18 protein-coding genes are annotated in these 22491 nt (G+C 62.2%); 10 read left to right on the forward strand and 8 right to left on the reverse strand.

Annotated features, from left to right (window positions below):
• Positions 1–106: 106 nt before the first annotated feature.
• The 6 genes from ACVDHI_RS10210 to mscM form a co-directional block, all read right to left on the reverse strand.
• A complete protein-coding gene (locus ACVDHI_RS10210; protein WP_010673804.1) occupies positions 107–505 on the reverse strand; it encodes a hypothetical protein in 399 nt (132 codons plus the stop codon).
• Between the two features lie 16 nt (positions 506–521).
• Positions 522–1256 (reverse strand): succinate dehydrogenase/fumarate reductase iron-sulfur subunit, encoded by a 735-nt coding sequence (locus ACVDHI_RS10215; RefSeq protein WP_010673805.1) that lies wholly within the window; start codon positions 1254–1256, stop codon positions 522–524.
• Positions 1249–3033, reverse strand: a complete 1785-nt coding sequence (frdA, locus tag ACVDHI_RS10220; protein WP_010673806.1) for a fumarate reductase (quinol) flavoprotein subunit — start codon at positions 3031–3033, stop codon at positions 1249–1251. Before frdA ends, ACVDHI_RS10215 begins: the two co-directional genes overlap by 8 nt.
• A gap of 515 nt (positions 3034–3548) precedes the next feature.
• The gene (locus ACVDHI_RS10225) at positions 3549–5426 is read right to left on the reverse strand and encodes a methyl-accepting chemotaxis protein (protein ID WP_010673807.1); all 1878 of its coding nucleotides are present in this window, start codon (positions 5424–5426) and stop codon (positions 3549–3551) included.
• A gap of 156 nt (positions 5427–5582) precedes the next feature.
• Entirely contained in the window at positions 5583–6260 is a 678-nt protein-coding gene (locus tag ACVDHI_RS10230) for a glycerophosphodiester phosphodiesterase (protein WP_103255228.1), read from the reverse strand.
• A 29-nt stretch (positions 6261–6289) separates the two neighbouring features.
• Positions 6290–9565 (reverse strand): miniconductance mechanosensitive channel MscM, encoded by a 3276-nt coding sequence (gene mscM / locus ACVDHI_RS10235; RefSeq protein ID WP_042014534.1) that lies wholly within the window; start codon positions 9563–9565, stop codon positions 6290–6292.
• A 153-nt stretch (positions 9566–9718) separates the two neighbouring features.
• Between mscM and ACVDHI_RS10240 the strand changes: the two genes are divergently transcribed.
• Positions 9719–11053, forward strand: a complete 1335-nt coding sequence (locus ACVDHI_RS10240) for an MATE family efflux transporter (RefSeq protein ID WP_048207137.1) — start codon at positions 9719–9721, stop codon at positions 11051–11053.
• An 87-nt stretch (positions 11054–11140) separates the two neighbouring features.
• Here ACVDHI_RS10240 and ACVDHI_RS10245 read toward each other — a convergent pair whose 3' ends face one another.
• Entirely contained in the window at positions 11141–11968 is an 828-nt protein-coding gene (locus ACVDHI_RS10245) for a M23 family metallopeptidase (protein ID WP_039039573.1), read from the reverse strand.
• A gap of 249 nt (positions 11969–12217) precedes the next feature.
• On the opposite strand from ACVDHI_RS10245, the gene ACVDHI_RS10250 reads away from it, so the two are divergent.
• The 6 genes from ACVDHI_RS10250 to ACVDHI_RS10275 all read left to right on the forward strand — a co-directional run bounded on the left by ACVDHI_RS10250 (position 12218) and on the right by ACVDHI_RS10275 (position 18755).
• Entirely contained in the window at positions 12218–12760 is a 543-nt protein-coding gene (locus ACVDHI_RS10250) for a fimbrial protein (RefSeq protein WP_041215630.1), read from the forward strand.
• A 10-nt stretch (positions 12761–12770) separates the two neighbouring features.
• Complete coding sequence (locus ACVDHI_RS10255; RefSeq protein ID WP_324063173.1) at positions 12771–13529, forward strand: fimbria/pilus periplasmic chaperone; 759 nt, start codon at positions 12771–12773, stop codon at positions 13527–13529.
• A gap of 158 nt (positions 13530–13687) precedes the next feature.
• Positions 13688–16141 (forward strand): fimbria/pilus outer membrane usher protein, encoded by a 2454-nt coding sequence (locus ACVDHI_RS10260; RefSeq protein ID WP_447212055.1) that lies wholly within the window; start codon positions 13688–13690, stop codon positions 16139–16141.
• A gap of 119 nt (positions 16142–16260) precedes the next feature.
• Positions 16261–16908 carry a fimbrial biogenesis chaperone gene (locus ACVDHI_RS10265; protein WP_301479643.1) on the forward strand — a complete coding sequence of 216 codons (648 nt, stop codon included), beginning with the start codon at positions 16261–16263 and terminating at the stop codon, positions 16906–16908.
• On the forward strand, positions 16901–17932 hold the full coding sequence (locus ACVDHI_RS10270; RefSeq protein WP_223955674.1) for a fimbrial protein: 1032 nt from the start codon (positions 16901–16903) through the stop codon (positions 17930–17932). The genes ACVDHI_RS10265 and ACVDHI_RS10270 overlap by 8 nt, the downstream gene beginning before the upstream one ends.
• 40 nt (positions 17933–17972) lie before the next feature.
• Positions 17973–18755 carry a BPSS1780 family membrane protein gene (locus tag ACVDHI_RS10275; RefSeq protein WP_048208643.1) on the forward strand — a complete coding sequence of 261 codons (783 nt, stop codon included), beginning with the start codon at positions 17973–17975 and terminating at the stop codon, positions 18753–18755.
• Positions 18756–18816: 61 nt separating this feature from the next.
• Here ACVDHI_RS10275 and ACVDHI_RS10280 read toward each other — a convergent pair whose 3' ends face one another.
• A complete protein-coding gene (locus tag ACVDHI_RS10280; RefSeq protein WP_447212056.1) occupies positions 18817–19731 on the reverse strand; it encodes a LysR family transcriptional regulator in 915 nt (304 codons plus the stop codon).
• 120 nt (positions 19732–19851) lie between these two features.
• On the opposite strand from ACVDHI_RS10280, the gene ACVDHI_RS10285 reads away from it, so the two are divergent.
• From ACVDHI_RS10285 to oxyR, 3 genes are all read left to right on the forward strand, one after another.
• Positions 19852–20709 (forward strand): Vmh family MBL fold metallo-hydrolase, encoded by an 858-nt coding sequence (locus ACVDHI_RS10285; protein WP_124244328.1) that lies wholly within the window; start codon positions 19852–19854, stop codon positions 20707–20709.
• 75 nt (positions 20710–20784) lie between these two features.
• The gene (locus tag ACVDHI_RS10290) at positions 20785–21429 is read left to right on the forward strand and encodes a DsbA family protein (RefSeq protein WP_447212057.1); all 645 of its coding nucleotides are present in this window, start codon (positions 20785–20787) and stop codon (positions 21427–21429) included.
• Positions 21430–21558: 129 nt separating this feature from the next.
• Complete coding sequence (oxyR, locus tag ACVDHI_RS10295) at positions 21559–22455, forward strand: DNA-binding transcriptional regulator OxyR (RefSeq protein WP_010673817.1); 897 nt, start codon at positions 21559–21561, stop codon at positions 22453–22455.
• The last annotated feature ends 36 nt before the right edge of the window (positions 22456–22491 follow it).

Genomic DNA, 22491 nt, shown 5'->3' on the forward strand with positions numbered 1-22491 from the left:
TCCTCAAATCATGATTGAGTGATCGTGGCCAACGTTTCTGAGTGAGAGCCCGGTACCAAACAGACACCAATAACCGGGTTCGTCAGAACGTCTTATGGTTTTCTCCTCAGGCCACGATGATCAGGACAAGCAGGGATACCGCCGCCAGCGCCACATACTGGGCGATGACGATCGGCTTCTCCGGCACCAGGTCTTCACCACGGAAGATGCGCATGGCTTTCGGTGCCAGGGCGAACCAGGTCTTGGCGTGGAACAGGCAGGCTGCCAGGGCGATGACGTGGAACAGGATGGCAATGGGGCTCTGCAGGGATTCCAGCCAGCCGTTGAATGCCTCCTGACCCTGTACCAGGCGCAGCAGACCCCACATCAGCACGACGGCGTAGATGGAGACGAAGATGCTGGTGCCTTCGCGGATCATGTAACCGGTGTAGAAGGCATTCTTCAGCCACCAGTCTTTTTTCATCTCGCGCACGTAAGGCTTACGTTTGCTCTCAGTGTTGTTCATGGTCTCACTCCTGGTCTCAATCCGGCTTGAACATGGCGATCATGTAGTCCTTGGCGCTCTCGACCTTGCCAAGCTGGATGGCGGCGGCCGGATCCACGCCTTTCGGGCACACTTCGGAGCAGTAGCCCACGAAGGTACAGCCCCAGACGCCCTCGTCCTGGCTGATGATCTTCATCCGCTCCCTGGACGCGCTGTCGCGGTTGTCGGCGTTGTAGCGATAGGCCAGTGCCAGGGCCGCCGGACCGGTGAACTTCTTGTTGATGCCATATTGCGGGCAGGCCGCGTAGCACAGACCGCAGTTGATGCACATGGAGAACTGGTGATACTTCGCCATGTCAGCCGGCGTCTGGGTGTACTCGCCATCGCACAGGTTGCGCGGCTCGGACGGGATGATGTAGGGCTTGATGCTCTCCAGCTTCTCGATGAAGTCGGACATGTCGACCACCAGATCGCGCTCGATGGGGAAGTTGTTGAGCGGTTCGATAGTCATCTTGCCCGGCAGGTAGTCGCGCAGGAAGGTCTTGCAACCGAGTTTCGGAATGCCGTTGACCATCATGCCGCAGGAGCCGCAGATCGCCATCCGGCAGGACCAGCGGAAGCTCAAGGTAGAGTCCAGATGATCCTTGATGTATTGCAGCGCATCCAGCAGGGACATCTCTTTGAGGTAGGGCACCTGGAAGGTCTGCATCCAGGGCTCGTTATCCTGCTCGGGACGGTAGCGCAGGATTTCAATTTCGATCATCTCAGCCATTCTTCTTAGCCTCGTCTTGTTTCTCACCCTCGGAACCGTACACGCGCTTGGCCGGTTGGGATTTAGTGATCTTCACATCGGAATAGTCGATGGTCGGGGCCCCTTCGCCGTTGTAGAAGGAGAGAGTGTGCTTGAGGAAGTTGACGTCATCGCGCTCCTCGTAACCGTCCAGACGCTGGTGGGAACCGCGGGACTCTTTGCGGTTGATGGCGGAGTGCGCCATGGCTTCCGCCACGTCCAGCATGTAGCCCAGCTCGATGGCGTACAGCAGGTCGGTGTTGAAGACCGAGGACTTGTCGTTGATCTTGATCTTCTTGTAGCGGGCTTTCAGCTCGTTGATCTTGTCGATGGTGCCCTGCATCAGCTCTTCGGTACGGTAGATACCGACACCGGCTTCCATGGACATGCCCAGTTCGTTGCGGATATCCGCCGGGTTTTCGGTGCCGTCGATGTCCAGCAGAGAGAGGTGCTGCTTGATGAGCGCCTCGGCCTTGGCGACCAGCGCCTGGGTGTTGCCGTGTTGCTGGGTGGCGGCAAACTCGGCTGCCTGCTCACCGGCCACCTTGCCGAAGACCACGATCTCGGACAGGGAGTTGGAGCCCAGACGGTTGGCGCCGTGCAGACCGACGGAGGCACATTCGCCAGCGGCATAGAGACCGGCCAGACGAGTGGCGCACTTGCCGTCGGTTTCGATGCCACCCATGGTGTAGTGGGCGGTCGGACGTACCGGAATCGGCTCTTTTACCGGATCCACACCCACATAGGCCTTGGCCAGTTCGCAGATGAAGGGCAGACGCTCTTTCAGGTACTTCTCGCCAAGGTGGCGCAGGTCGAGGTGAACCACGTCGCCCATGGGGCCCTGGATCACGCGGCCTTTTTGCTGCTCCTGCCAGAAGGCCTGGGAGAGACGGTCGCGCGGACCCAGCTCCATGTGCTTGTTCTTCGGCTGGCCGACCGGGGTTTCCGGGCCCAGACCGTAATCTTGCAGGTAGCGATAGCCATCCTTGTTGAGCAGGATGCCACCCTCACCACGACAACCTTCGGTCATCAGGATGCCGGTGCCCGGCAGACCGGTCGGGTGATACTGGACGAACTCCATGTCCCGCAGCGGTACGCCGTGGCGGTAGGCCAGGGCCATGCCGTCCCCGGTGACGATGCCACCGTTGGTGTTGTAGCGATAGACACGACCTGCGCCGCCGGTGGCCAGCACCACGGACTTGGCCTGGATGAAGCGGGTGATGCCGTTCTGGATGTCAAAGGTGACGACACCCTGGACACGGCCATCTTCCACGATGAGATCCAGACAGAAGTGCTCGTCGAAGCGCTTGATGGTCGGGTACTTGATGGAGGTCTGGAACAGGGTGTGCAGGATGTGGAAGCCGGACTTGTCGGCGGCGAACCAGGTGCGGGGGATCTTCATCCCGCCGAAACGGCGCACGTTGGCCTTGCCGTCCGGTTTGCGGCTCCAGGGGCAACCCCAGTGCTCCAGCTGGATCATCTCGTTGGTGGCGTTGTTGACGAAGTACTCGACTACGTCCTGCTCACACAACCAGTCACCACCGGAGACGGTGTCGTTGAAGTGGTTTTCCAGGGAGTCGTCATCACGAACGACGCCTGCGGCGCCACCTTCGGCGGCCACGGTGTGGCTGCGCATCGGATAGACCTTGGAAATCAGGGCGATCTCCAGCTCCGGGTGGGCTTCTGCAATGGCGATTGCGGCACGCAGGCCACCGCCACCGGCACCGATGATGGCAACATCGGTCTTGATAATATCCACATCTGCCTCCTTAGGGATAGATTTGCTGGGCACGATTTTGCTCTATGAAAAAAATTCAGGCTTGATGCAAGTCAAACTGCTTTGTTTTAGTGCTTGGCAACGGTGATTTTTATTACAACCACCCCATTCCTTGGATGAAAATGCCGTCATTATCGCCATCCATCAGTGATCTGGATCAGCCGTACTCGCTACTCTGGTGATTTTAACTCCAAGATTATACGTAGTTTTCTTTCAAAAAAATGAGAAATGCCTCTCTTTTTGGGTATTACCCATAAAGTTTTTAAGTTTTTTATCAAAACAGTTTAATGATAACTATTATCACGATGACATATCGAGATTAGGCATCAAAAAAGTAATGCGAATATAGCCATGACAGACTGCGCCCGTCTCCCACACATGGGCAAAAGGAGATGTCGATCACAGGGTTGAGGGTCTCGAAAGGGGATTATAACCGTTGAAACAAAAAGGGTTTATAAAAAAAGGGGCCTGAACGGCCCCTTTCTTCCCATGGTCGATCAGATGCGGAACATGCCGACCTGATTATTCAATTCACCTGAAATATTTTTAAGCTGGGCCGACAGATTGCGGGAGCTGTCCGCATCCACTGCCAGCTCGTCCGAGACATCCTTGACCGCCTGGATGTTGCGGCTCACTTCGTCGGTGACGGCACGCTGTTCCTCGGCGGCGCTGGAGATCTGGGTCGCCATGTCGGAGATCTGGTTGATGGAGGTGGTGATCTGCTCCAGGGCCTGGGTTGCATCGTTGGCATCTTCCACGCTGTTCTGGGCCAGCAACTGACCCTCGTGCATGGTACTGACGGCGCCCTGGGTGTTGCGCTGCAGGGTCTCGATCATGCTGCGGATCTCGACGGTGGAGCTGTGGGTGCGCTGGGAAAGCACCCGCACCTCGTCGGCCACCACGGCAAAGCCGCGTCCCTGCTCGCCAGCCCGGGCGGCCTCGATGGCGGCGTTGAGCGCCAGCAGGTTGGTCTGCTCGGCGATGCCCTGGATGGTGGAGAGGATGGTGTTGATCTCCTGGGCGTTCTTCTCCAGTTCCTGAATGATGCCGGAGGCCTGCTTGACCTGGGTGGCGAGATCCGTGATGGAGCGCTGGTTGCGGGCAATCACCTGCTTGCCGTGCTCGCAACTGCTGGAGGAGCTGCGGGCCGCTTCCGCGGTCTGCTCGGCGTTGCTGGCCACTTCGACGGCGGTGGCGGACATCTCGTGCACTGCGGTCGCAATCTGGGAGATCTCGTTTTGCTGGCGGGCCAGCCCCTGGTTGGATTTCTCCGCCATGTCGTGGGAAGACCTGGCCTGCTGGTTGAGCTGGGTGGAGGAGTTGGAGATGTCCTGCACCATGACGTGGATGCGCTCGATGAAGGTGTTGACGTGCTTGGCGACGGTACCGACCTCGTCTTCACGCTCGATCTTGATGCGACGGGTGAGATCGCCGTTGCCGCGGGAGAGATCAGCAATTGCCTCGCCCAGGGTTTTCAGCGGCGCCAGGGAGCCGTTGATGGCGACATAGGAGAAGCCCGCCACGATGAGGATGGTCAGCAATCCCTGAATGAGGGCGGAGGTGACCATGCGGGAGACGGACTGGTAGGCGACCGCTTCGTCCACCACGATGCCGAAATACCAGTTGGTGTTGGGGATCTCGGTGAGGTCGAACACGCTCGCCTTGCCGCTGATATCCATCTCGGAGATGGTGTTGTCATGGGCCAGCTCGTTGACCTTGGCTGCCGTCAGTTCCGGGGAGATGGCGGTGGCGGGTTTGAGGGTCAGATCCTTGTCCGGGTGGGCGATGATGGTGCCGTTGCTGTCCACCAGAATGGCATAGGTGCCTTCCGAGTTCATGGCAAGCACGTCTTTCACCAAGCCGTCGATGGAGACGTCACCGGCGATGACGCCGTCGGTGTTGCCGCGACTGAAGGGCTCGGCGATGGTGATGATGAGCTGGCCGGTGGTGATGTCGGCATAGGGGGCCGTGATGGCGAGCTTGCCGGCGGCCATGGCGTCCTTGTACCAGGGGCGCTGGCGCGGATCATAGCCGGCCGGCAGATCGGTCGGCTTGCTCTGGATCATCCGGCCATCCTTGGTGCCCACGTAGACGAGATCGAAGTTGCCCGCATTCATGGACTGGGCCAGGTGGCTGAGGGGCTCGTCTTCCTTGGCGAAGGCTTCCTTGGTGGCGGTGACGAGATTGATGCGGGCGTCGAGCCAGCGGGAGATCCCCTTGACGTTGGCGACCGAGCTGTCGTCGATGAAGCTCCAGATCAGCCGCTGGGTTTCACTGCGCAACTGGGAGGTGTTGTACCAGACCTGCAGGCCGGTGATGACCAGAATGATGGCCCCGATGGAGAGGACCAGCTTGTTCTTGATGGATAGGTTCATGTTTACATCCTTGTGAGCGTCAGTCAGAGATCCATGGTGTTTGTTATTGTTATGAGCCAACTCTGTATCGGCTGGCTATGGACTTTATGTATCCCGGTGCACCGCATTTTTTCAATTCTTTTCACCTCCTTGTGGCCTGCCAAGCCGCGCCGATACTCAGCTGAATCGATCTGGCCGGTTGGTGAAGATGCCATCGACACCCATGCTGGCGAGGGCGCTCCCATCACTCACTTCGTCGACCGTGTAGACCAGGATCTTGAGCCCCCGGCGATGGGCATCCGCCACCAGGGTCTCGTCGACGAAATCCACGTCGCAGTTCAGTGACCAGGCCCCCAGCGTCTCGGCGAAGGCGGCGCCGTCGAGGGGCAGGCTGGCCGTGAGGGCGCCGATCCTTATTTCCGGTCGCAGTCCCTTGAAGCGTAACAGCTCGGGATGATGAAAGGAGGAAACGATCCAGTGCGCCTGGGTAAAGCCAAGCTCGGCCTCGGCCCGCCTGGTCAGGGCGGCCACCGGCTTGGCGGTGTGGGCGCCCTTTAGCTCGATGTGCAGTTCGCAGCGCCCCGCCACCAGTGCCATCACCTGCCACAGGGTCGGGATCCGCTCCCCGTCCCCTGCATCCAGGCTCGCCAGGTACTCCCGGGATTGCCCGGTCAGCACACCCTGGCCGTTGGTGCAGCGCTCCAGCCGCCGGTCGTGGAAGACCCAGAGCTCTCCGTCGGCCCACTGCACGTCCAGCTCGATGGCTTTGGCACCCAGATCCAGCGCCAGGCTCATCGCCTTGAGGGTATTCTCCGGAGCCAGGCCGCTGGCACCGCGATGGGCAATGATCTGCATGATGGCTCCTGTTGTCGTCTTTGGGGGCTTCATCCCCGGCTCATCCGGATGTCGATCTGCTGATGTGGCAGATGCATGCCGACCTGGCCGAGTTTCTCCAGGATCAGGGAATGTACCTCGTGCGTAATGGGCATCCGGTGATCCATGTTGTTGACGTAGAGCCGGATCTCGTAGATGAGGGCCGAGTCGGTGAACTCGATGAGGAACACCTCCGGGGCGGGCGTATCCAGCACCAGGGTGGATTCGCGCACGCTCTGCTCCAGCAGTTGCTGTACCTGCTTGGGATTCTGGGTCAGGCCGATGCGAATGCGCAAGCGGACCCGGGTGATGGCATCGGACAGGGACCAGTTGATGAACTGCTCGGTGATGAAGGCCTTGTTGGGGACGATGATCTCCTTCCTGTCCCAGTCCACTATGGTGGTGGCGCGGGTCTTGATCTTGGTGACGGTGCCGGTGAGATCACGGATGGTGACGGTGTCACCCAGGCGGATCGGTTTTTCGAACAGGATGATGAGGCCGGAGACGAAGTTGGCGAAGATCTCCTGCAAGCCGAAGCCCAGCCCCACGGAGAGTGCCGCCACCAGCCACTGGGTCTTGGACCAGTCGATGCCGAGCATGGAGAAGCCGGTGAGAGCGCCAATCAGCAGTACCAGGTACTTGCTCACCGTGGTGAGGGCGAAGCCGGTGCCGGGGGAGAGGCTCAGGTGCTGGAGCAGGGTGAGCTCCATCAACCCTGGCAGGTTGCGGGCGGTGACCACCGTCAGGATGAAGGCGAAGACGGTCAGCATCAGATCCTGCAGGGTGATGGCGGAGAGCTGCTCGATGCCGGCCACCTTGCTGCTCACCTGCCACACCTCGATGCTGCTGAGGAAGCTGAATGCCGAGTTGAGATCCGACCATTGCACCACCACCAGCATGGTGAAGCCCAGCATCAGCAGGGTGCGCACCAGGCCGAGGGACTGGGCGCTGATAGTATCCAGATCCAGCTCGGGCTCCTCCACCACATCGGGGATTTCGGAGCTGAGATCGTCCTCTTCCCGCTCCCGCTGCGCCAGGATCTCGGCCCGCTTCTGCTTGGCGCGATCGAAGGCGAGTCGGCGGCGCTGGATCAGCATCCAGCGGTGAGCCAGATAGTAGACGAGCAGGCAGCCGAGCCCCGCCAGCAGGCTCAGCTCCAGCTGACGCAGCAGGGTGCGGGAGGTGTAGAAGTAGCCGAACAGGGCGCCCAGCACCGCCAGCAGCGGGGCCAGCATCAGGCTGTTCCAGATGAAGTGGTGCAGCAGATGGGGCTTGGTCATGTCTGCCTGACCCCAGGTGAGGGGCAGTTTTTCCCGGTTGAGGCGGGCAAAGAAGAGCAGCAGCCAGAGGGCCCCGATGATGAAGGCGAGGCGTCCCAGGGAGTCGTAGAAGGCGTGCTCCTGATAGCTGCTCGCCATGCCCTGCACGAAGAAGCTCGGGATCAGCACCAGCAGCAGGGTACGAAATTGTCCCCACACTCGCTGCACCCGCTCCTTTTGCCAGCGGAAGTGGAGGATGAGGATTCCCTTCTCCAGAGTGAGGTGGCGCGCCACCAGAAGGGCCAGCAGCAGGAACCAGATTTCACCCAGGCCCCGGGCCACCGCCACCGCGAAGGGATATTGCCAGGCGCCGTCCAGCAGGCCGTGCACCATGAGCACCATGGCGGGCAGCGGCAGGGCGGCGAGCACGGAGCGCACCAGCAACCGGCTGGTGAGGCTGAACTTGTCCTGGGTTACCTTGCCGATGCGCGGGGCAATGTACTGGCTGTATTGAAGGAGGTGGCGGGCCAGTTTCAGCCAGCACCAGGCCAGCCCCAGCAGCCCGAGGCCAGCCAGGGTCAGGCTCAGGGGGTTGTTCTCGGCGATGGCCCTGGGCAGTTGCAGCCAGTTGGCCGGGTTGAAGGCAAGGCCGAGGGCGGCCGGGACGCCGAGCAGCACCGCCGGGCTCAGGGGGCGCACGTCCGGCATCCAGAACAGATGGCTGGCGCTGAGTTCGCGGATCTCGTCGATCTTGCTGTTCTGGCGGCTGTAGAGCAGCTTGAGGCGGGTCTGCTCCTGAATGAGGGTGTCGGAGGCATCGTTGAGCCGGGTCAGCAGTTGCCGTCTCGCCTTGAGCAGGTTGTCCAGCACGGCGCGCTGGGCCCTGTCCAGGGTGATGCCGTCTCCACTGAGCAGGCTGTTGCGCAGTTGCACCGGATCCTTCAGGGCATCCTGCTCGGTCTCGTACTGGTATTTGGCCATGCGCGCCTTGACGATGGCGGACTCCAGCCGCTCCAGCGGGAAGTAGGCGGGCAGATCGGCCAGCTTGCTGCGCAGGTTCTCGCCGTAGGCGTTGCTTATCTGCAACCACTCCAGCTGTTCGCGCACCGAATTGACCAGCTCGTTGAGCCCGGAGAGGGAGGTGTCCACCCCCCGTTGCTCGTCCTGCACCCGTTCAATCTGGTCCTCGAGGGCCCCCAGTTGCAGGGAGAGGGCCTGGTTTTGCTGCTGTTGCTCCTGCAAGAGGGGGAGGTCAGAGGTGAGCTGGCGGCGCAGGCGTTCGCTCTCGGCCAGGGCCTGCTCGGTCTTGTCCCGGCGCAGCTGGTTCTGCTGGGCAAGCAGACTGGTCTGCCACTCATCCTCGTCGGTGATGGCGAGGTTGAGCTCCTGCAGCTTGAGCTTGCCCAAATCGTTGCGCTGCTGGGCGGAGAGCTGCTCCAGCTCCAGCATCTGGATCCGGTCGGAGAGGCTCTGTTCCTTGAGTCGGGTGGCCAGTTGCTGGGCCTCCTGCAACCTGTCCGACTCGTTGCTGAAGCTCAGGCGATCGAGCAGGGAGCGGGTCTGGAGCAACTGCTTGCGCAACTCGTCGACCCGCAGGTGATATTCCTGGCCCGTGCTCTCAAGCTGGTTGAGGCTGTCGGTCACCGCCTGACGCTCCTTGCGCAGGTTGAGCTGGCGGTTGCTGCTCAGGCTGATGGCCTGGCGAAGGGCATCCTCCTTGAGGGAGGAGAGGGACGGGCGGGACTGGGGCTGATAGTTGTGCAGCCCCTCCTTGAGACGGGCGGACTCCTTGGGGTAGTCGATGAGGATCTGCTGGTAGGCCTTGCCCTGTTCCCGGTAGCGCTGGGCATCCCGGGCATATTGCAGGGCCTGCTGGTAGCTCTCCCGCAGTTGCTGGTTTTCCGGGGTATCCGTCTTGGGGATGCTTTGCAGCAGCTCCTCTACCTGAGTGATGGCATCATCGGCCTGGACAGCGGAGAAGGGGAACAGGCTGAGACAGAGCATCAGACAGAGCAGGCGTTGCAACATGGCGCACGTTTCCGTTCAGGAGAAGTCGCCCTAGCCTAAAGCAGGGGCCGGGGCGGGTAAAGCCCTCAAGATGAATGATCCACGGCACAAATAACGGGTGATCCGGGTCTTGTTTGGCTATTATTCTGGCCGTTCCCCTTCATTGAGCAATTTATGTCCTCCGTCGATCTGGGCACGGCCCCCCTTTCCCGCCTCTTCTTGCGTTACGTCACCCCCACGGTGGCCGCCATGCTGGTCACCGGCATCTATGTCACCATAGACGGCATCTTCGTCGGCCATATCCTGGGCCAGGACGGGCTGGCCGGCATGATGCTGGCGTACCCCATCTGCGCCGTGCTCTACGCGGTGGGGGCCCTGATCGGCATGGGATCCTCGTCGCTGGCCTCCTTCTATCTGGGCAAGGGGGAGCAGGCCAGGGCGCGCCACATCGTCGGCAATGCCCTGGTGATGGTGCTCATCGCCTCCGCGCTGCTCGCCTTCATTGGCATTCGTTACGGCGAGGCCATGCTTGTCTGGATGGGGGCGCAGGGGGTCATCTTCGACGCAGGCTTTGCCTATCTGCAGTGGTACGCCTGGCTCGGTGTATTCGCGGTGCTCTCCATGGCCTTTACCGCCCTGCTGCGCAACGACGGGCGACCCGGCCTCACCACCTGGATCCTGGTGGGGGGCGGCGTACTCAACGTGCTGCTCGACTACCTGCTGATGGCGGTGATCCCCTGGGGGCTGGCGGGGGCCGCCATCGCGACCATGCTCTCCCAGGCGGTCACCGGGGGCCTGTGCCTGTGGCACTTCTTTACCCCCCGCAGCCAGTTGCGCATTCGCTGGGATACCCTGGTGCCCGACTGGCGGCTGATGGGGGAGACATTGCGACTCGGGGTGTCGAGTTTTCTGATGTACCTCTACCTCTCGGTGGTGCTGGCGCTGCACAACAAGGCGCTGCTCTCGGTGGGCACTTCGCTGCACGTGGCCGCCTATGGGGTCATCAGCTACAGCGAGGCCTTCTTCTATCTCATCTTCGAGGGGATCGCCATGGGCATCCAGCCTATCGCCAGCTTCAATGCCGGGGCGGGCAACTGGGCACGGGTGCTGCGGGTGCGCAACCTGGCATTGGGAGTGACCATGGCGGTGGCACTGTGCGGGATGATCCCGCTGTATCTGTGGCCAGAAGCAGTGGTTTATCTGTTTGCGGGGGACAATGCTGCCCTGTTGCCGGTGGCGACCCTCGGTATCTGGCTCTACTTCTGGGGGCTGCCCATGGAAGGCTTGCTGCTGGTGGGGGCCACCTATTTCCAGGCCATCAACCGGGCCCGCATCGCTTCCCTGCTCACCGGCGGCAAGCTGGTGCTGATCGGCGGTTTCCTGTGGGGTTTCTCCTCCCTGTGGGGAGTGGCCGGTGTCTGGCTGGCGCTGCCCACTTGCAGCACTCTGCTGGTCCTGGTGATGTGGCGGGCGATGAGCAGGGAGGGGCGCCAGCACAGCGCTGCCTGAGATGTGGTCATGCGTCCATGAAAAAGGCAGCCTCGGCTGCCTTTTTCATTTTGAGTGCCCCTGCCTGTGGGCTGCAGGTCGCCGGCCTCAGGGCTTGAAGGCGCCGATAAAGATGGCGGGGTCGACGCGGGCGTCGTTGAGGCTGACGTTCCAGTGCATGTGGGGGCCGGTGGCGCGACCGGTGGCGCCGACCCGGCCGACGATGCCGCCGCGGGGCAGGCTCTGGCCCAGCTTTACGTCCACCTTCGACATGTGACAGAACATGCTGATGAGGCCCTGGCCGTGGTCGACGAACACCGTATTGCCGTTGAAGAAGTAGTTGCCGATGAGGATGACCTTGCCAGCGGCTGGTGCCTTGATGGGAGTGCCGGCTCCGACCGCGAAGTCGAGGCCGGAGTGGGGGTTGCGCTCCTCGCCGTTGAAGAAGCGGCGCAGCCCGAAGGGACTGGAGAGCGGGCCCTGGACCGGCTTGTCAAACAGCAGGTTGCTCGGCTGAGCCGGACTGAAGGTCTGGTAGGCGCGGGTCTGTTCGGCAAGCTCCCGGTTGATGCGGGTCATGTCTTCGGCCAGCGGATTGACCTGGCGGCTGTTCTTGAGCTTGATGTGCTGCTCACGGTAGTGCTTGGTGCCGACCGTGAAGCTCAAGGTGCGGCCATCGCTGGTGGTCACCTGATGGGGGCCGGGCGCGCTCTTGAGCGGGATGCCGACGATGGCGATCCACGTCTTCCCGTCTTCCTGTACCACCAGCACAGGTTTGTCCTGATAGCGCACTGCGGGCGCCTTGGCCCCGCTTCCCAGTGGTACCACGGCCACGCCCCCCGGCACCGGGTGGTTGAGCAGGCGGCTGATAAACCCCGGTTCGGCGTGAAGCGCAGGGCTGCCGAGCAGCAGGAGAAGAAAGAAGAGGCGGCGCATGATGGCTCCATCGGATCAGGGGGAAAGCAAGAGGGGGGAGATAATGCCACATTCTGGCGGTGCTGTCCGTCAACCGTGACCATGGGGTGCATCAGAGGTTGCCTTGTAGAGGGCGGAAATGAGAATTTCATGCTATTTACTAGAGTGTCACTAATGGTGTCTTTGAATGACACCTACAGTGACAAGGCTGTGAAGCTCTGGCAGGGGTACCGTAGTCGCCAGCGACATCCAGGGATAGAGGAGGTTGTGATGAAGACGAAAGCGCTCTCGATATTCGGACTCGCATTGGCGATCGTGACGATGCCCGCCGTTGCCTTCAACGGGGTCATTACCATCAACGGGGAAGTGACCGCAGGTACCTGTGCCATCGCGGTCAACGGGGGTACAGCATCGGCGACCGTCACCCTGCCCACCGTCAGTACCAATGCCCTCGGCAGCATAGGGCAGACCGCAGGGGCGACCGGTTTCAACCTCGCCCTCACCAGTTGCCCGACCACGGGCTCGGTGCGCGCCTACTTCGAAAACATCGGCGTGGAGCAGACCTCGGGCAATCTCAGCAACAAGGCCGTCGCGTCGGGAGGCAAGAATCCGGCGCAAAACGTGGAAGTGCAGATCCTCTCTGCCAACAGCACGCCCATCGACCTGAGGACCAATACAGGCAACAACGTGCTGGTGAACTTCAGTGCTACCGGCGGGGCAACGCTTTACTACAGCGCCCAGTACATTGCCACCGGGGCCGTTGGTGCGGGTCTGGTCTCGGCAGACCTCATCTACTCTCTGGATTATCACTGAGTCATGCGCCATGAGCTCTTTACTTGCCCACGTTTTCGCCAGGACAAGGAGTGGCTGGTGGTGCTGGTGCCTGCTGCTCCTGCCCTGGTTTAGCTGGGGACATGTGCAGATCTCGGGGACCAGGGTCATCTATCCAGCCAGTGCGCGGGAGGTCACGCTGGAGCTGACCAACAAGGGAAGCGCTCCCTCGTTGGTGCAGGTGTGGCTGGACGCCGGTGATCGTCGCATCCGGCCCGGCGCCGAGGCGCTCCCCTTCCTCATCACACCCCCTATCACCCGCATCGAAGCCCGTCGTGGCCAATCCTTGCGCCTCGCCTATGTGGGAACGGGGCTGCCCCAGGATCGTGAATCCGTGTTCTGGCTCAACGTTCTGGAGGTGCCGCCGAGCGTGAAATCGACCCAGCGGGGCCAGAACATGGTGCAACTCGCCTTTCGTTCCCGGATAAAGCTGTTCTATCGGCCAACTGGGCTGCCGGGCAACGTGGAGCGTGCCGCCCATCAGCTCAGCTGGCGCCTGATCCGCCAGGGGCAAGGCTATGCACTGCAGGCTCACAATCCAAGCCTCTATCACGTCAGCATCAGCAATCTTGAACTGCTGACAGCCCAGTCGAAACGCTACAGCAATCTGAGCGGCGGCATGGTGGTACCGGGTGGCAGCTTCGACTTTCCCGTGGAGCACCTTTCCGGAGCCGTCAATGTCAAGAAGGTGACCTTCCATTGGCTCAACGATTACGGTGCTCGCGAGGTGGGCCAATTCGTCTTCCATTGAGCTCGGTGGATGGCGGCGCTTGCCTGCTCATGAATCTGGTACGCGGCAGCCCTGTCGCGACGTTCAAGATGCCTATCTCATGCCATTTCCCCCCGGGTTTATGCTTCCCTGTATCGATTTGTTGGTTGCTTGTGCTGGAGGGATGGGGAGGGATGGTCATGGCCGATGAACCCGTCGCAGAGGTCCCCCCCTCCGCAGAGGTCGAATTTGACAACAGCTTGCTGGACAGTCTGGGGATCAACATCGATCTGGCCCGCTTCTCCCGCGCCGATTTCATTCCTCCCGGTCGCTATTCTCTCGAGATTACCCTCAATGGCCGGGAGCGCCTGAATCAGCAGGTGGAGGTGAGAGCAGGGGCGGACCCCGGTACTCCCAGATTCTGTTTTCAGCCCGATCAGTTGACGCAATGGGGTTTGCTCCTCGACAAGCTGCCCGATCAGCCGTCAGTGAAGGCGCAACTGGCACAGGATTGCATCGAGGTCAATGCCCTGGTGCCGGGAGCCGGCTTTACCTTCGACCTTGCCAGCCTGAGCGGTGATCTCAGCCTGCCCCAGGCCTACCTTGGCCGGGTCAGGCGCGATTATGTCGGGCCGGATCAATGGGTACAGGGGATCAATGCCGCCTTCGTCAGTTACAACGCCAATCTGTACTACAACGACCAGGATGACGGGGGCGATCCGGTCAGCAGCAGCGTCAATCTCAACACGGGTCTCAACCTGGGGGCCTGGCGCCTGCGCCACAACGGTTCCTGGCAAGGCACATCTGGCGGGGGGTATCTGCCCCTCAACAGCTATGTGCAGCGGGATGTCACCTCCCGCACGGCCCAGCTCACCCTGGGAGAATATTTCACACCGGGGGACAGCTTCGACAGTGTGCCTTTCACCGGTGTGCAGATCGCCAGCGACGACGCCATGCTGCCCGACTTCGAGCGGGGTTTTGCTCCCGTGGTGCGCGGGGTGGCCCAGAGCAATGCCAGGGTCACCATACGCCAGGGCGATGCCCTCATCTATGAAACCCAGGTGGCGCCGGGGGCCTTCGCCATCGACGACCTCTATGCCACCAGTTTCGCCGGCGACCTGGATGTGACGGTCACGGAGGCAGATGGTAGCGTGCAGCGCTTCACCCTGCCGTTTTCCTCCGTGGTGCAGATGCTGCGACACGACACCTCCCGCTTCAGCCTGACTCTGGGACGTTATCGCAATGATGCCGGACCAGACGGGCCTGATTTTCTGCAAGGCACCTATCGACACGGCCTGTCGGACACCCTGACTCTCTACGGGGGAACCATAGCCGCAAAACAGTATGCCGCTCTGCTGGGGGGGGCGGCCATGGGGTCCGATTACGGCGCCCTGGCCCTCGATGTCACCGGTTCCTGGGCGAGTGATTTACCCTCGGGCGCGGATCTGCCTCCCTCCCTGTCCGGCCAGAGCTATCGCCTTACCTACAGCAAGCAGATGGATTTGACCCGAACCTACTTCACCCTGGCAGCCTACCGCTTCTCCAGCGAAGGCTATCTCGACCTGAGCGATGTGGCGGCGATGCAGGCTGGCGCACTGGATCGTCTGCAGCATGAGCGCAATCGCTTCCAGCTCAACATCAACCAGCCCGTGGGGGAGTGGGGTGATTTCTATTTCAATGGCATCCGCCGGGATTACTGGAGCGGTCAGGGGGAGAGCAGCAGCCTTCAGTTCGGTTACAGCCGGGGATTTGACTGGGGCAGTTTGACCTTGTCGGCCAGCCACTCTCTGGAAGAGGGGACTGGCGATCAGTACGTACTGAGCCTGAGTATCCCCATCGGTGACAAGCTGGGGGCACCTCGCCTTGGCAGTACCCTCTCCTATCAGAAGGGAGTGGGGACCAGCACCAGACTGGATCTCAGCGGAGGCTCCGGGGATGGGCGCTTCTACTACGGGGTCTATGGGAGCCAGGGGCCTGGGGGAGCTGACAGCACCCGGGGGTATGGGGCCAATGTGCAGTATCAGACGGCGTTCGCCCAGTTGGGACTCAGTACCAGCCAGGGGGAGGGGTATGGCCAGTACGTGGCCTCGGCCAAAGGGACCTTGCTGGTGCATGAAGAGGGCTGGGTGATGGGGCAAACCCAGGGAGAGACCATGGCGCTGGTGGAGGCCAAAGGTGCCCAGGGGGCCAGGGTGAGCCACGGCATCGGCAGCGAGGTGGATGGAGATGGCTATGCGGTGCTGGCCGGGCTAAATCCCTATCGCACCAACGTCATCGGGCTGGACCCGACCGGTTTGCCACTGGATGTGGAGATCGACGGCAGCGCCCGTATGGTGGCCCCCCGCCGGGGCGCCATCGTGAAACTCGCTTATGAGACTCATGTCGGGCAACCACTGCTCATCAAGGCCGAGCGACACGATGGCAGCGCCCCTCCTTTCGGGGCCGACGTGGTCGATGACCGGGGGGGATCGGTGGCCGTGGTCGGGCAGGGAGGGCTTATCTTCGTGCGTGGCGAGCAGGGGACGCTCTACGTCCAGTGGGGGGAGTCAAGCGATGAAGGGTGTCGCCTCGACTATCGGATGCCCCCGCCGGATCCGGCCATGCCCTACCAGCAGGTGGCGGCGCGCTGCATCGACATGGAGACGGGACCATGAACGGCATCCGTGATGACCTGCACTCGCGCGGACGTGGGAGCAGGGTAGGGGTGACAAGCTGTTTTGTTCTGTTCGGGGCCCTCTTGTGGACCCAGGGGGGGGAGGCCGCGATTCGGCTGATGCAGACCCGTCTCGTCCATCAGGGGGGCGAGGCCGCCCTGATGGTTCGCAACGACGGCACCGGACCCAGCCTGATGCAGGCCTGGGTTGACCTGGGAGACGAGCGCCTGGGGCCTGGTGAGGTGGCGACTCCCTTTCTGGTGCTGCCGCCCGTGATGCGACTCGGACCAGGCAGGGGGCAGACACTGAGGGTGATCGGAGGAGAGCAGAACCGGTTGCCCCAGGACAGGGAGTCCCTGTTCTGGCTCAACGTGCTTGGCCTGCCCCCCAAGGTCCATGCCACCGAGGGGAGTGTCCAGCTGGCCTATCGCACCCGTATCAAGCTTTTCTACCGCCCCCCCGGCCTTTCGGGCTCCGTGGCTGGGATGGTCCGCCAGCTGAAGTGGCAGATCCTCTCCGAAGGCGGGCTCGGTGTCACCAATCCGGGCCCCTTCCACATCAGTCTGAGCGAAGTGTTGCTGACGATGGGGGACTGGCAGCTTGCCTGGCGGGAGGGGGGCGTACTGCCACCCTACGGCACTCTGCACCTGCCCATGGGGGTTGTCCCGGCGGGGGCGAGTGGCCGGCTGCGCTGGATAGACGATGAGGGCAGCTATCGTGAGGAGCCCTTCATGCCGCTCAGAAGCCAAGGAGGTCACCATGAGTGATGCAACCGGTCGTCATGGCCCCGACTCCCTGTTGATGGGGGCGCTGTTGCTGGGGGCCGGACTCTGGCCCGGGGAAGGGAACGCGGTGAACGGCCAGTGCACCAGCCCCTTCGTGGCCACCTTGCCGCTCACCGTCAGCGATCTCTATCAGCCAGGTGATACCCGCAGTGCGACCTTCGCCACCACGGGCACGGCCAGTTGTGATTGCATCGGTATCTCTGTCGGGTTGCTGGTGACGGCCTACTACCAGGGCACCACCAGCCTGCCCACCGTCTCCGATCCCCTCGGTACCCTCATCAAGCTCAATTCCTATCTCGGTCTCAAGGTGGAGTTCAATGCGGCGGGGGGATACCAGAGCGTCCCCTTCAACACCACTACCACTGGGCTTCTGAGTGCCTGTGTGGGCGGGCTACTCAATGTCTCTCTGCTGGGGGGGATCAGCGTGAACGGGGGACGAGCAACCCTGAAGCTGCTCAAGGGGATCACGGGCACCCAGACCTTCAGTGGCACCGTGGCCCAGCTGTTCGTGCGACGTGGCAGCCTGCCCGATACCAGTCCGGCCAATGCGTTCAGCACCCTGGCGATGAACATCACAGTCACCTCGACCCCCAGTTGCCAGTTCCCCGCCGGTACCAGCATTCCCATCGATCTGGGCGCCGTGGCCCAGAGCGCCTTCATCGAAGGGGAGATCCCCAGGGGCTATGCGCCGCGCAGCGTCAATGTGAGCGTGACCTGCAGCCAGATCCCGAGCGACTACGTGGTGCCGCTGCGCTACAGCTTCTCGGGGGTGCTCGCGAGCGACAACCGCTTCATCACCACCAGCCTGGCCGGTGTCGGGGTGGGCATGGTCGAGCAGGGGGCCCTGACCCCTATTCCATTCGATACCGCCATCGCGGTACCCTACTCGGCGGCGACCCAGGCCACCGACTACAAGGTGAGGCTCTACCCGACCCGGCTGCCGGGCCAGGTAGTGCGCACCGGCCCCTACACCGGCACCATCATGGTCACGGTGAGCGTGCCCTGAGGAGACGCCGCTTCGCCCCTATTTTTCGACGAGGTCAATGATGAACAGTGACAGGGCCCTGCGCCACGAACCCAAACGCCATGGCATAGGACAGGGCTGGATCTGGATCCGCACCGGATTCGACATCTTCAACAAGGGGATGGGTGCCAGCGTGGCCATGATAGTGCTCTGGTTTGTGGTGGGCATCGTGCTGGATCAACTGCCGGCGGGGGGCTTGATCTCCCAGTTGCTCTACATGGTGTGGGGGGCTGGCTGGGTGGCGGTGGCGCGGCGGGGTCACCAAGGCGAGGCGCTGCAATTTGGCGACTTCTTTGCCGGTTTCCGCCATCGGTTGACCCCCTTGATGCTGGGGGGCCTGATGGTGCTCGGCCTCATCATGGGGATCCTGATGATCTGCGTGTTCCTGCTGCACCAGTGGGGACTCACCGGCCTGTTGTCCGCTGATCCGGGCTCCCTGGCGCTGACCCCGGAGCAGGCACAGGGCTTCCTCGTCTGCGCCCTGGTGGGATTGGCACTGTTCGTTCCCGTGCTGATGGCCATCACCTTCGCCCCCGCCCTTATCCTCTTCCATCAGGTCGGGGTCTGGCAGGCAGCCCGGCTCAGCTTCAAGGGATGTCTGCGCAACATGTGGCCCTTCCTCTGGTGGGGGCTGCTCGGGGCCGTGCTGATCTTCTTTGGCGCACTCCTGATGCTGGTGGGCCTGCTGGTGGTGCTGCCTGCCATCAACTACTCCATTTATGCCGCCTATCACGACATCTATTTGGAGGATCAGGAGGCCGAGGAGGGAGAGACCCCGGTCAAGGCATTCGGTTTCGAAGCCTGACCGGCACAGGATGGAGCAAAGAGGGGCCGCGAGGCCCCTTTTTTGTGGCGGCTCGCAGGGATCAGAGAGAGGGAGGGGCTTCCTGCCACAGGGGATCGTCCGCCATCCGCTCCACGAGAAAGTCGAGGAAGCTGCGCAGCAGGGGGGACATCTGTTTGCGGGTGCCATAAACGGCATAGACGCCGAGGCGCTTGGGCTGCCACGGGGTGAGCAGGGGGACCAGGGCGCCGCTTGCCAGATGGGGGTGAACCGAGTAGGCGGGTTGCAGGCTGATCCCCGCCCCGTCCAGGGTGGCGGCCAGCAGCAGGTTGGAGATGTTGGCGCTGAGGTTGCCGCTCACCGGGACGGATTCGGGACCATCGGGCCCCAGAAACTCCCACAGGCTCTTGCCGAAATAGGTGTAGGTGAGGCAGTTGTGCAGTGCCAGATCCTGCACCTGCTGCGGCGGAGCATGGCGGGCCAGGTAGGCGGGGCTGGCGCACACCACCGAGTGGCAGGTGCCGAGCCTGCGGGCCACCAGGTTGGGATCGAGGTCGTTGGTGATGCGCAGGGCGAGATCGATTCGCTCCTCCACCAGATTGACCGTCCGGTCCAACAGCAGGATGTCGATCGCCGTGCCGGGGTAATGGGCCAGGTAGTCGTTCGCCGCCCCGACCAGCAGGGCTTCGGAGAGAGAGTAGCTGCTGGTGATGCGCAGTTGCCCCTTGGGGGCCTCGTCATGGCGGATGGCCAGGTGTTCCATCTCTTCCCCCAGGGCCAGCATGGCTCTGGCCCGGTTCAGCGCCTCTTCTCCCGGCCCGGTCAGGCTCAGCCGGCGGGTGGTGCGGTGCAGCAATCTGGCCCCCATCCAGCGTTCCAGCTCGGCCAGGTAGCGCGACACCATGGCGCGGGACATCTCCAGTTTCTCCCCAGCGCCGCTCAGGCTGCCCTGTTCCACGACGCAGACAAAGACCCGCAATGCGGTCAGCCTATCCATCTTGTGCCCCTATATGCTCGATTTGTGCAACAGTGATGCGCCTATTATGCGGTATTTGTATCGATGGTGATGCAATAAACTGCGCTCATTCCATTAATCCACACCGATGAGCGTTATCTGATGAACAACACACTGCGTACCCTGACCCTGACCAGCCTCCTGATGACGGGTTCCGCCCTGGCGGCCCCCCTGACCGTGACCGTCTACAACCCCGGCGAGAAGGCGATCTTCCCCGTCTCCTCCTCACTGGTAACCGGTGACAAAGAGGCCATCCTGATCGATGCCCAGTTCGACGTGCAACATGGTCAGGCGCTGGTGGACATGATCAAGAAGAGCGGCAAGAAGCTGACCACTGTCTATATCAGTGCCGGTGATCCCGACTTCTACTTCGGTCTGGAACCCGTCATGGCGGCGTTCCCGGATGTCAAAGTGCTGGCCGACCAGCATGTGGTCGACCATATCAAGCAGACCAAGGATGCCAAGCTGAGCTACTGGGGCCCGATCCTGGGCAAGGATGCACCCAAGAGCCTGACCGTGCCGCAAGTGATGACGGCCAGCCACCTGACCCTAGATGGCGAGAAGATTGAAATCAAAGAGATGAACACCCCGAATGCCTACCTCTGGGCCCCTTCCATCAAGACGGCCTTTGGGGGTGTGCCGGTCTACAGCGGCGTGCACGTCTGGATGGCGGACAGCCAGTCCAAGGCCGCTCGCAGCAACTGGGTCAAGGCGCTGAACAACCTGCTGGCGCTGAAACCCGAGCGTGTGGTGCCGGGTCACTTCCTGGGGACTGCGCCCAAGGGTACCGAAGCCGTGACCTTCACCCGTGACTACGTGCAGCGCTTTGAGCAAGAGCTGGCCAAAGCCAAGCACTCCGGCCAGCTGATTGAAGCGCTGAAGAAGGCTTACCCCTCCCTGCCGGTCGACGATGGCCTGGCCATCGGTGCCAAGGTCAATACCGGCGAGATGAAGTGGTAACTCCCTGACGCCTACTTCCCTGTGTTTTTTTACCGGGCCCGAGTGCCCGGTTTTTTATCCAGCCTTGAAGCGAGAATGATGATGAACGAAGCGCAAACAACCCTCCATTATGTCTATGACCCCCTCTGTGGCTGGTGCTATGGCGCCGCCCCCCTGCTGAAAGCCGCTGCCGAGATCCCGGGCCTTCGCATCGAACTGCATGGGGGGGGGCTCTGGATGGGCGCCAGGCGCCAGACCATGGGCCAGCCCCTGCGGGACTATGTGCGCCCCCATGACGAGCGCATCCACGCCCTCACCGGACAGCGCTTTGGTGAGCGCTACTTCAACGAGCTCCTGCTCAACGAGTCACTGCTCCTTGACTCCGAGCCGCCCATTCGCGCCGTTCTGGCGGTGAGCGAGCTTGGCGGCGACGGCCTTGCCTTGTTGCACCGCATTCAGGAGACCCACTACCGGGATGGGGAATGGGTCGGTTCCCCGACGCGGCTGGCGGCGCTCGCGCGGGAGCAGGGGGTGACACCGGAAGCATTCGCCCTGGCCTTTGGTCGGGTCGATCTTGTGGGCCATCTGGCCACAAGCCAGGCGTGGCTGCGCCGGCTCGGCGGGCAGGGGTTCCCGACCCTGGGATTGATGCAAGGGGAGCGCGTCGTTGCGCTGCCTGTCTCCTCCTATCTGGGAGAGCCATCGGCGTTCGCGGATCACATCGTGTCACTGATGGGGTGAGTCTCTCGCCCATCGCCTTCGGCTTGTCAAAGGAGAGGGAGAGGGCAGACCCGTCTGTGCGCCTCCCTTGTCCCCCGCACCGTTCTTGTGCATGCTATCGGCCTCATTGAACGGCAGGATGCAGTACCTATGAACCTTCGCGATCTCGAATATCTGGTAGCGCTGGAAGAGGAGAAACACTTTCGCAAGGCGGCGGAGCGCTGCTTTGTCAGCCAGCCGACCCTGAGTGGCCAGCTGCGCAAGCTGGAAGATGAACTGGGAGTGATCCTCATCGAGCGCACCTCCCGCAAGGTGCTGTTCACGCCCGCCGGCGATGCCATGGCCCGTCAGGCGCGCAAGGTGCTCAAAGAGGCGCGAGAGCTCAAGAGCATAGGCCAGCACTTCGCCGAGCCCATGTCCGGCGAGATCCACATCGGTTTCATTCCCACCGTGGGCCCCTACCTGCTGCCCCACATCATCCAGGATCTGCGTGAACACTTCCCCAAGCTGGAGTTCTACCTCTACGAAGATCAGACCCAGGTGCTGCTCAAGCGGCTGGAGGAGGGGGAGCTGGATTGCCTCGTGCTGGCGGAGCTGGAAGGGATGGAGGGGTTTGGCGCCATCCCCCTCTATCAGGAGCCCATGTGGCTGGCCGTGCCCCAGCATCATCCGGAGGCGAGCGCCAAGGCGGTGCCCCTGCACAATCTCAAGGGCAAGAAATTGCTGATGCTGGCCGACGGTCACTGCCTGCGGGATCAGGCGATGGGTTTCTGTTTTGCCGCGGGCATCGGTGAGGATCAGCGCTTCAAGGGCACCAGTCTGGAGACCTTGCGCAACATGGTCGCCGCCGGCAGCGGCATGACGCTGGTGCCCAGGCTCGCCGTGCCCGCCAACCCGGAGGAGGGGGGCGTCAGCTATCGCCCGGTGATCAACCCCGTGCCGGGGCGCACCATCTCCCTGCTCTATCGTCACTACTCGGTTCGCCGCCCCTGCTTCAATGAGCTGGCGGCCCGCATCTCGAGTCTGATGAAAGCCCTGCTGGGCTGACGCAGCCCGCTCGTCATCCCGAAACAAAAACCGGCG

The sequence above is a fragment of the Aeromonas sp. 25-248 genome, from assembly GCF_053005425.1.

Excerpts from the sequence above, each read along its gene's own strand:
- ACVDHI_RS10270 (WP_223955674.1), top strand. The coding sequence starts at position 16,901 with ATGAGTGATGCAACCGGTCGTCATGGCCCCGACTCCCTGTTGATGGGG.
- oxyR (WP_010673817.1), top strand. The coding sequence starts at position 21,559 with ATGAACCTTCGCGATCTCGAATATCTGGTAGCGCTGGAAGAGGAGAAA.
- ACVDHI_RS10230 (WP_103255228.1), bottom strand. The coding sequence starts at position 6,260 with ATGCAGATCATTGCCCATCGCGGTGCCAGCGGCCTGGCTCCGGAGAAT.
- ACVDHI_RS10215 (WP_010673805.1), bottom strand. The coding sequence starts at position 1,256 with ATGGCTGAGATGATCGAAATTGAAATCCTGCGCTACCGTCCCGAGCAG.
- ACVDHI_RS10285 (WP_124244328.1), top strand. The coding sequence starts at position 19,852 with ATGAACAACACACTGCGTACCCTGACCCTGACCAGCCTCCTGATGACG.
- ACVDHI_RS10255 (WP_324063173.1), top strand. The coding sequence starts at position 12,771 with ATGAGCTCTTTACTTGCCCACGTTTTCGCCAGGACAAGGAGTGGCTGG.
- ACVDHI_RS10210 (WP_010673804.1), bottom strand. The coding sequence starts at position 505 with ATGAACAACACTGAGAGCAAACGTAAGCCTTACGTGCGCGAGATGAAA.
- ACVDHI_RS10250 (WP_041215630.1), top strand. The coding sequence starts at position 12,218 with ATGAAGACGAAAGCGCTCTCGATATTCGGACTCGCATTGGCGATCGTG.
- ACVDHI_RS10260 (WP_447212055.1), top strand. The coding sequence starts at position 13,688 with ATGGCCGATGAACCCGTCGCAGAGGTCCCCCCCTCCGCAGAGGTCGAA.
- ACVDHI_RS10275 (WP_048208643.1), top strand. The coding sequence starts at position 17,973 with ATGAACAGTGACAGGGCCCTGCGCCACGAACCCAAACGCCATGGCATA.
- ACVDHI_RS10280 (WP_447212056.1), bottom strand. The coding sequence starts at position 19,731 with ATGGATAGGCTGACCGCATTGCGGGTCTTTGTCTGCGTCGTGGAACAG.
- mscM (WP_042014534.1), bottom strand. The coding sequence starts at position 9,565 with ATGTTGCAACGCCTGCTCTGTCTGATGCTCTGTCTCAGCCTGTTCCCC.
- ACVDHI_RS10245 (WP_039039573.1), bottom strand. The coding sequence starts at position 11,968 with ATGCGCCGCCTCTTCTTTCTTCTCCTGCTGCTCGGCAGCCCTGCGCTT.
- ACVDHI_RS10265 (WP_301479643.1), top strand. The coding sequence starts at position 16,261 with ATGCAGACCCGTCTCGTCCATCAGGGGGGCGAGGCCGCCCTGATGGTT.
- ACVDHI_RS10290 (WP_447212057.1), top strand. The coding sequence starts at position 20,785 with ATGATGATGAACGAAGCGCAAACAACCCTCCATTATGTCTATGACCCC.
- ACVDHI_RS10225 (WP_010673807.1), bottom strand. The coding sequence starts at position 5,426 with ATGAACCTATCCATCAAGAACAAGCTGGTCCTCTCCATCGGGGCCATC.
- ACVDHI_RS10240 (WP_048207137.1), top strand. The coding sequence starts at position 9,719 with ATGTCCTCCGTCGATCTGGGCACGGCCCCCCTTTCCCGCCTCTTCTTG.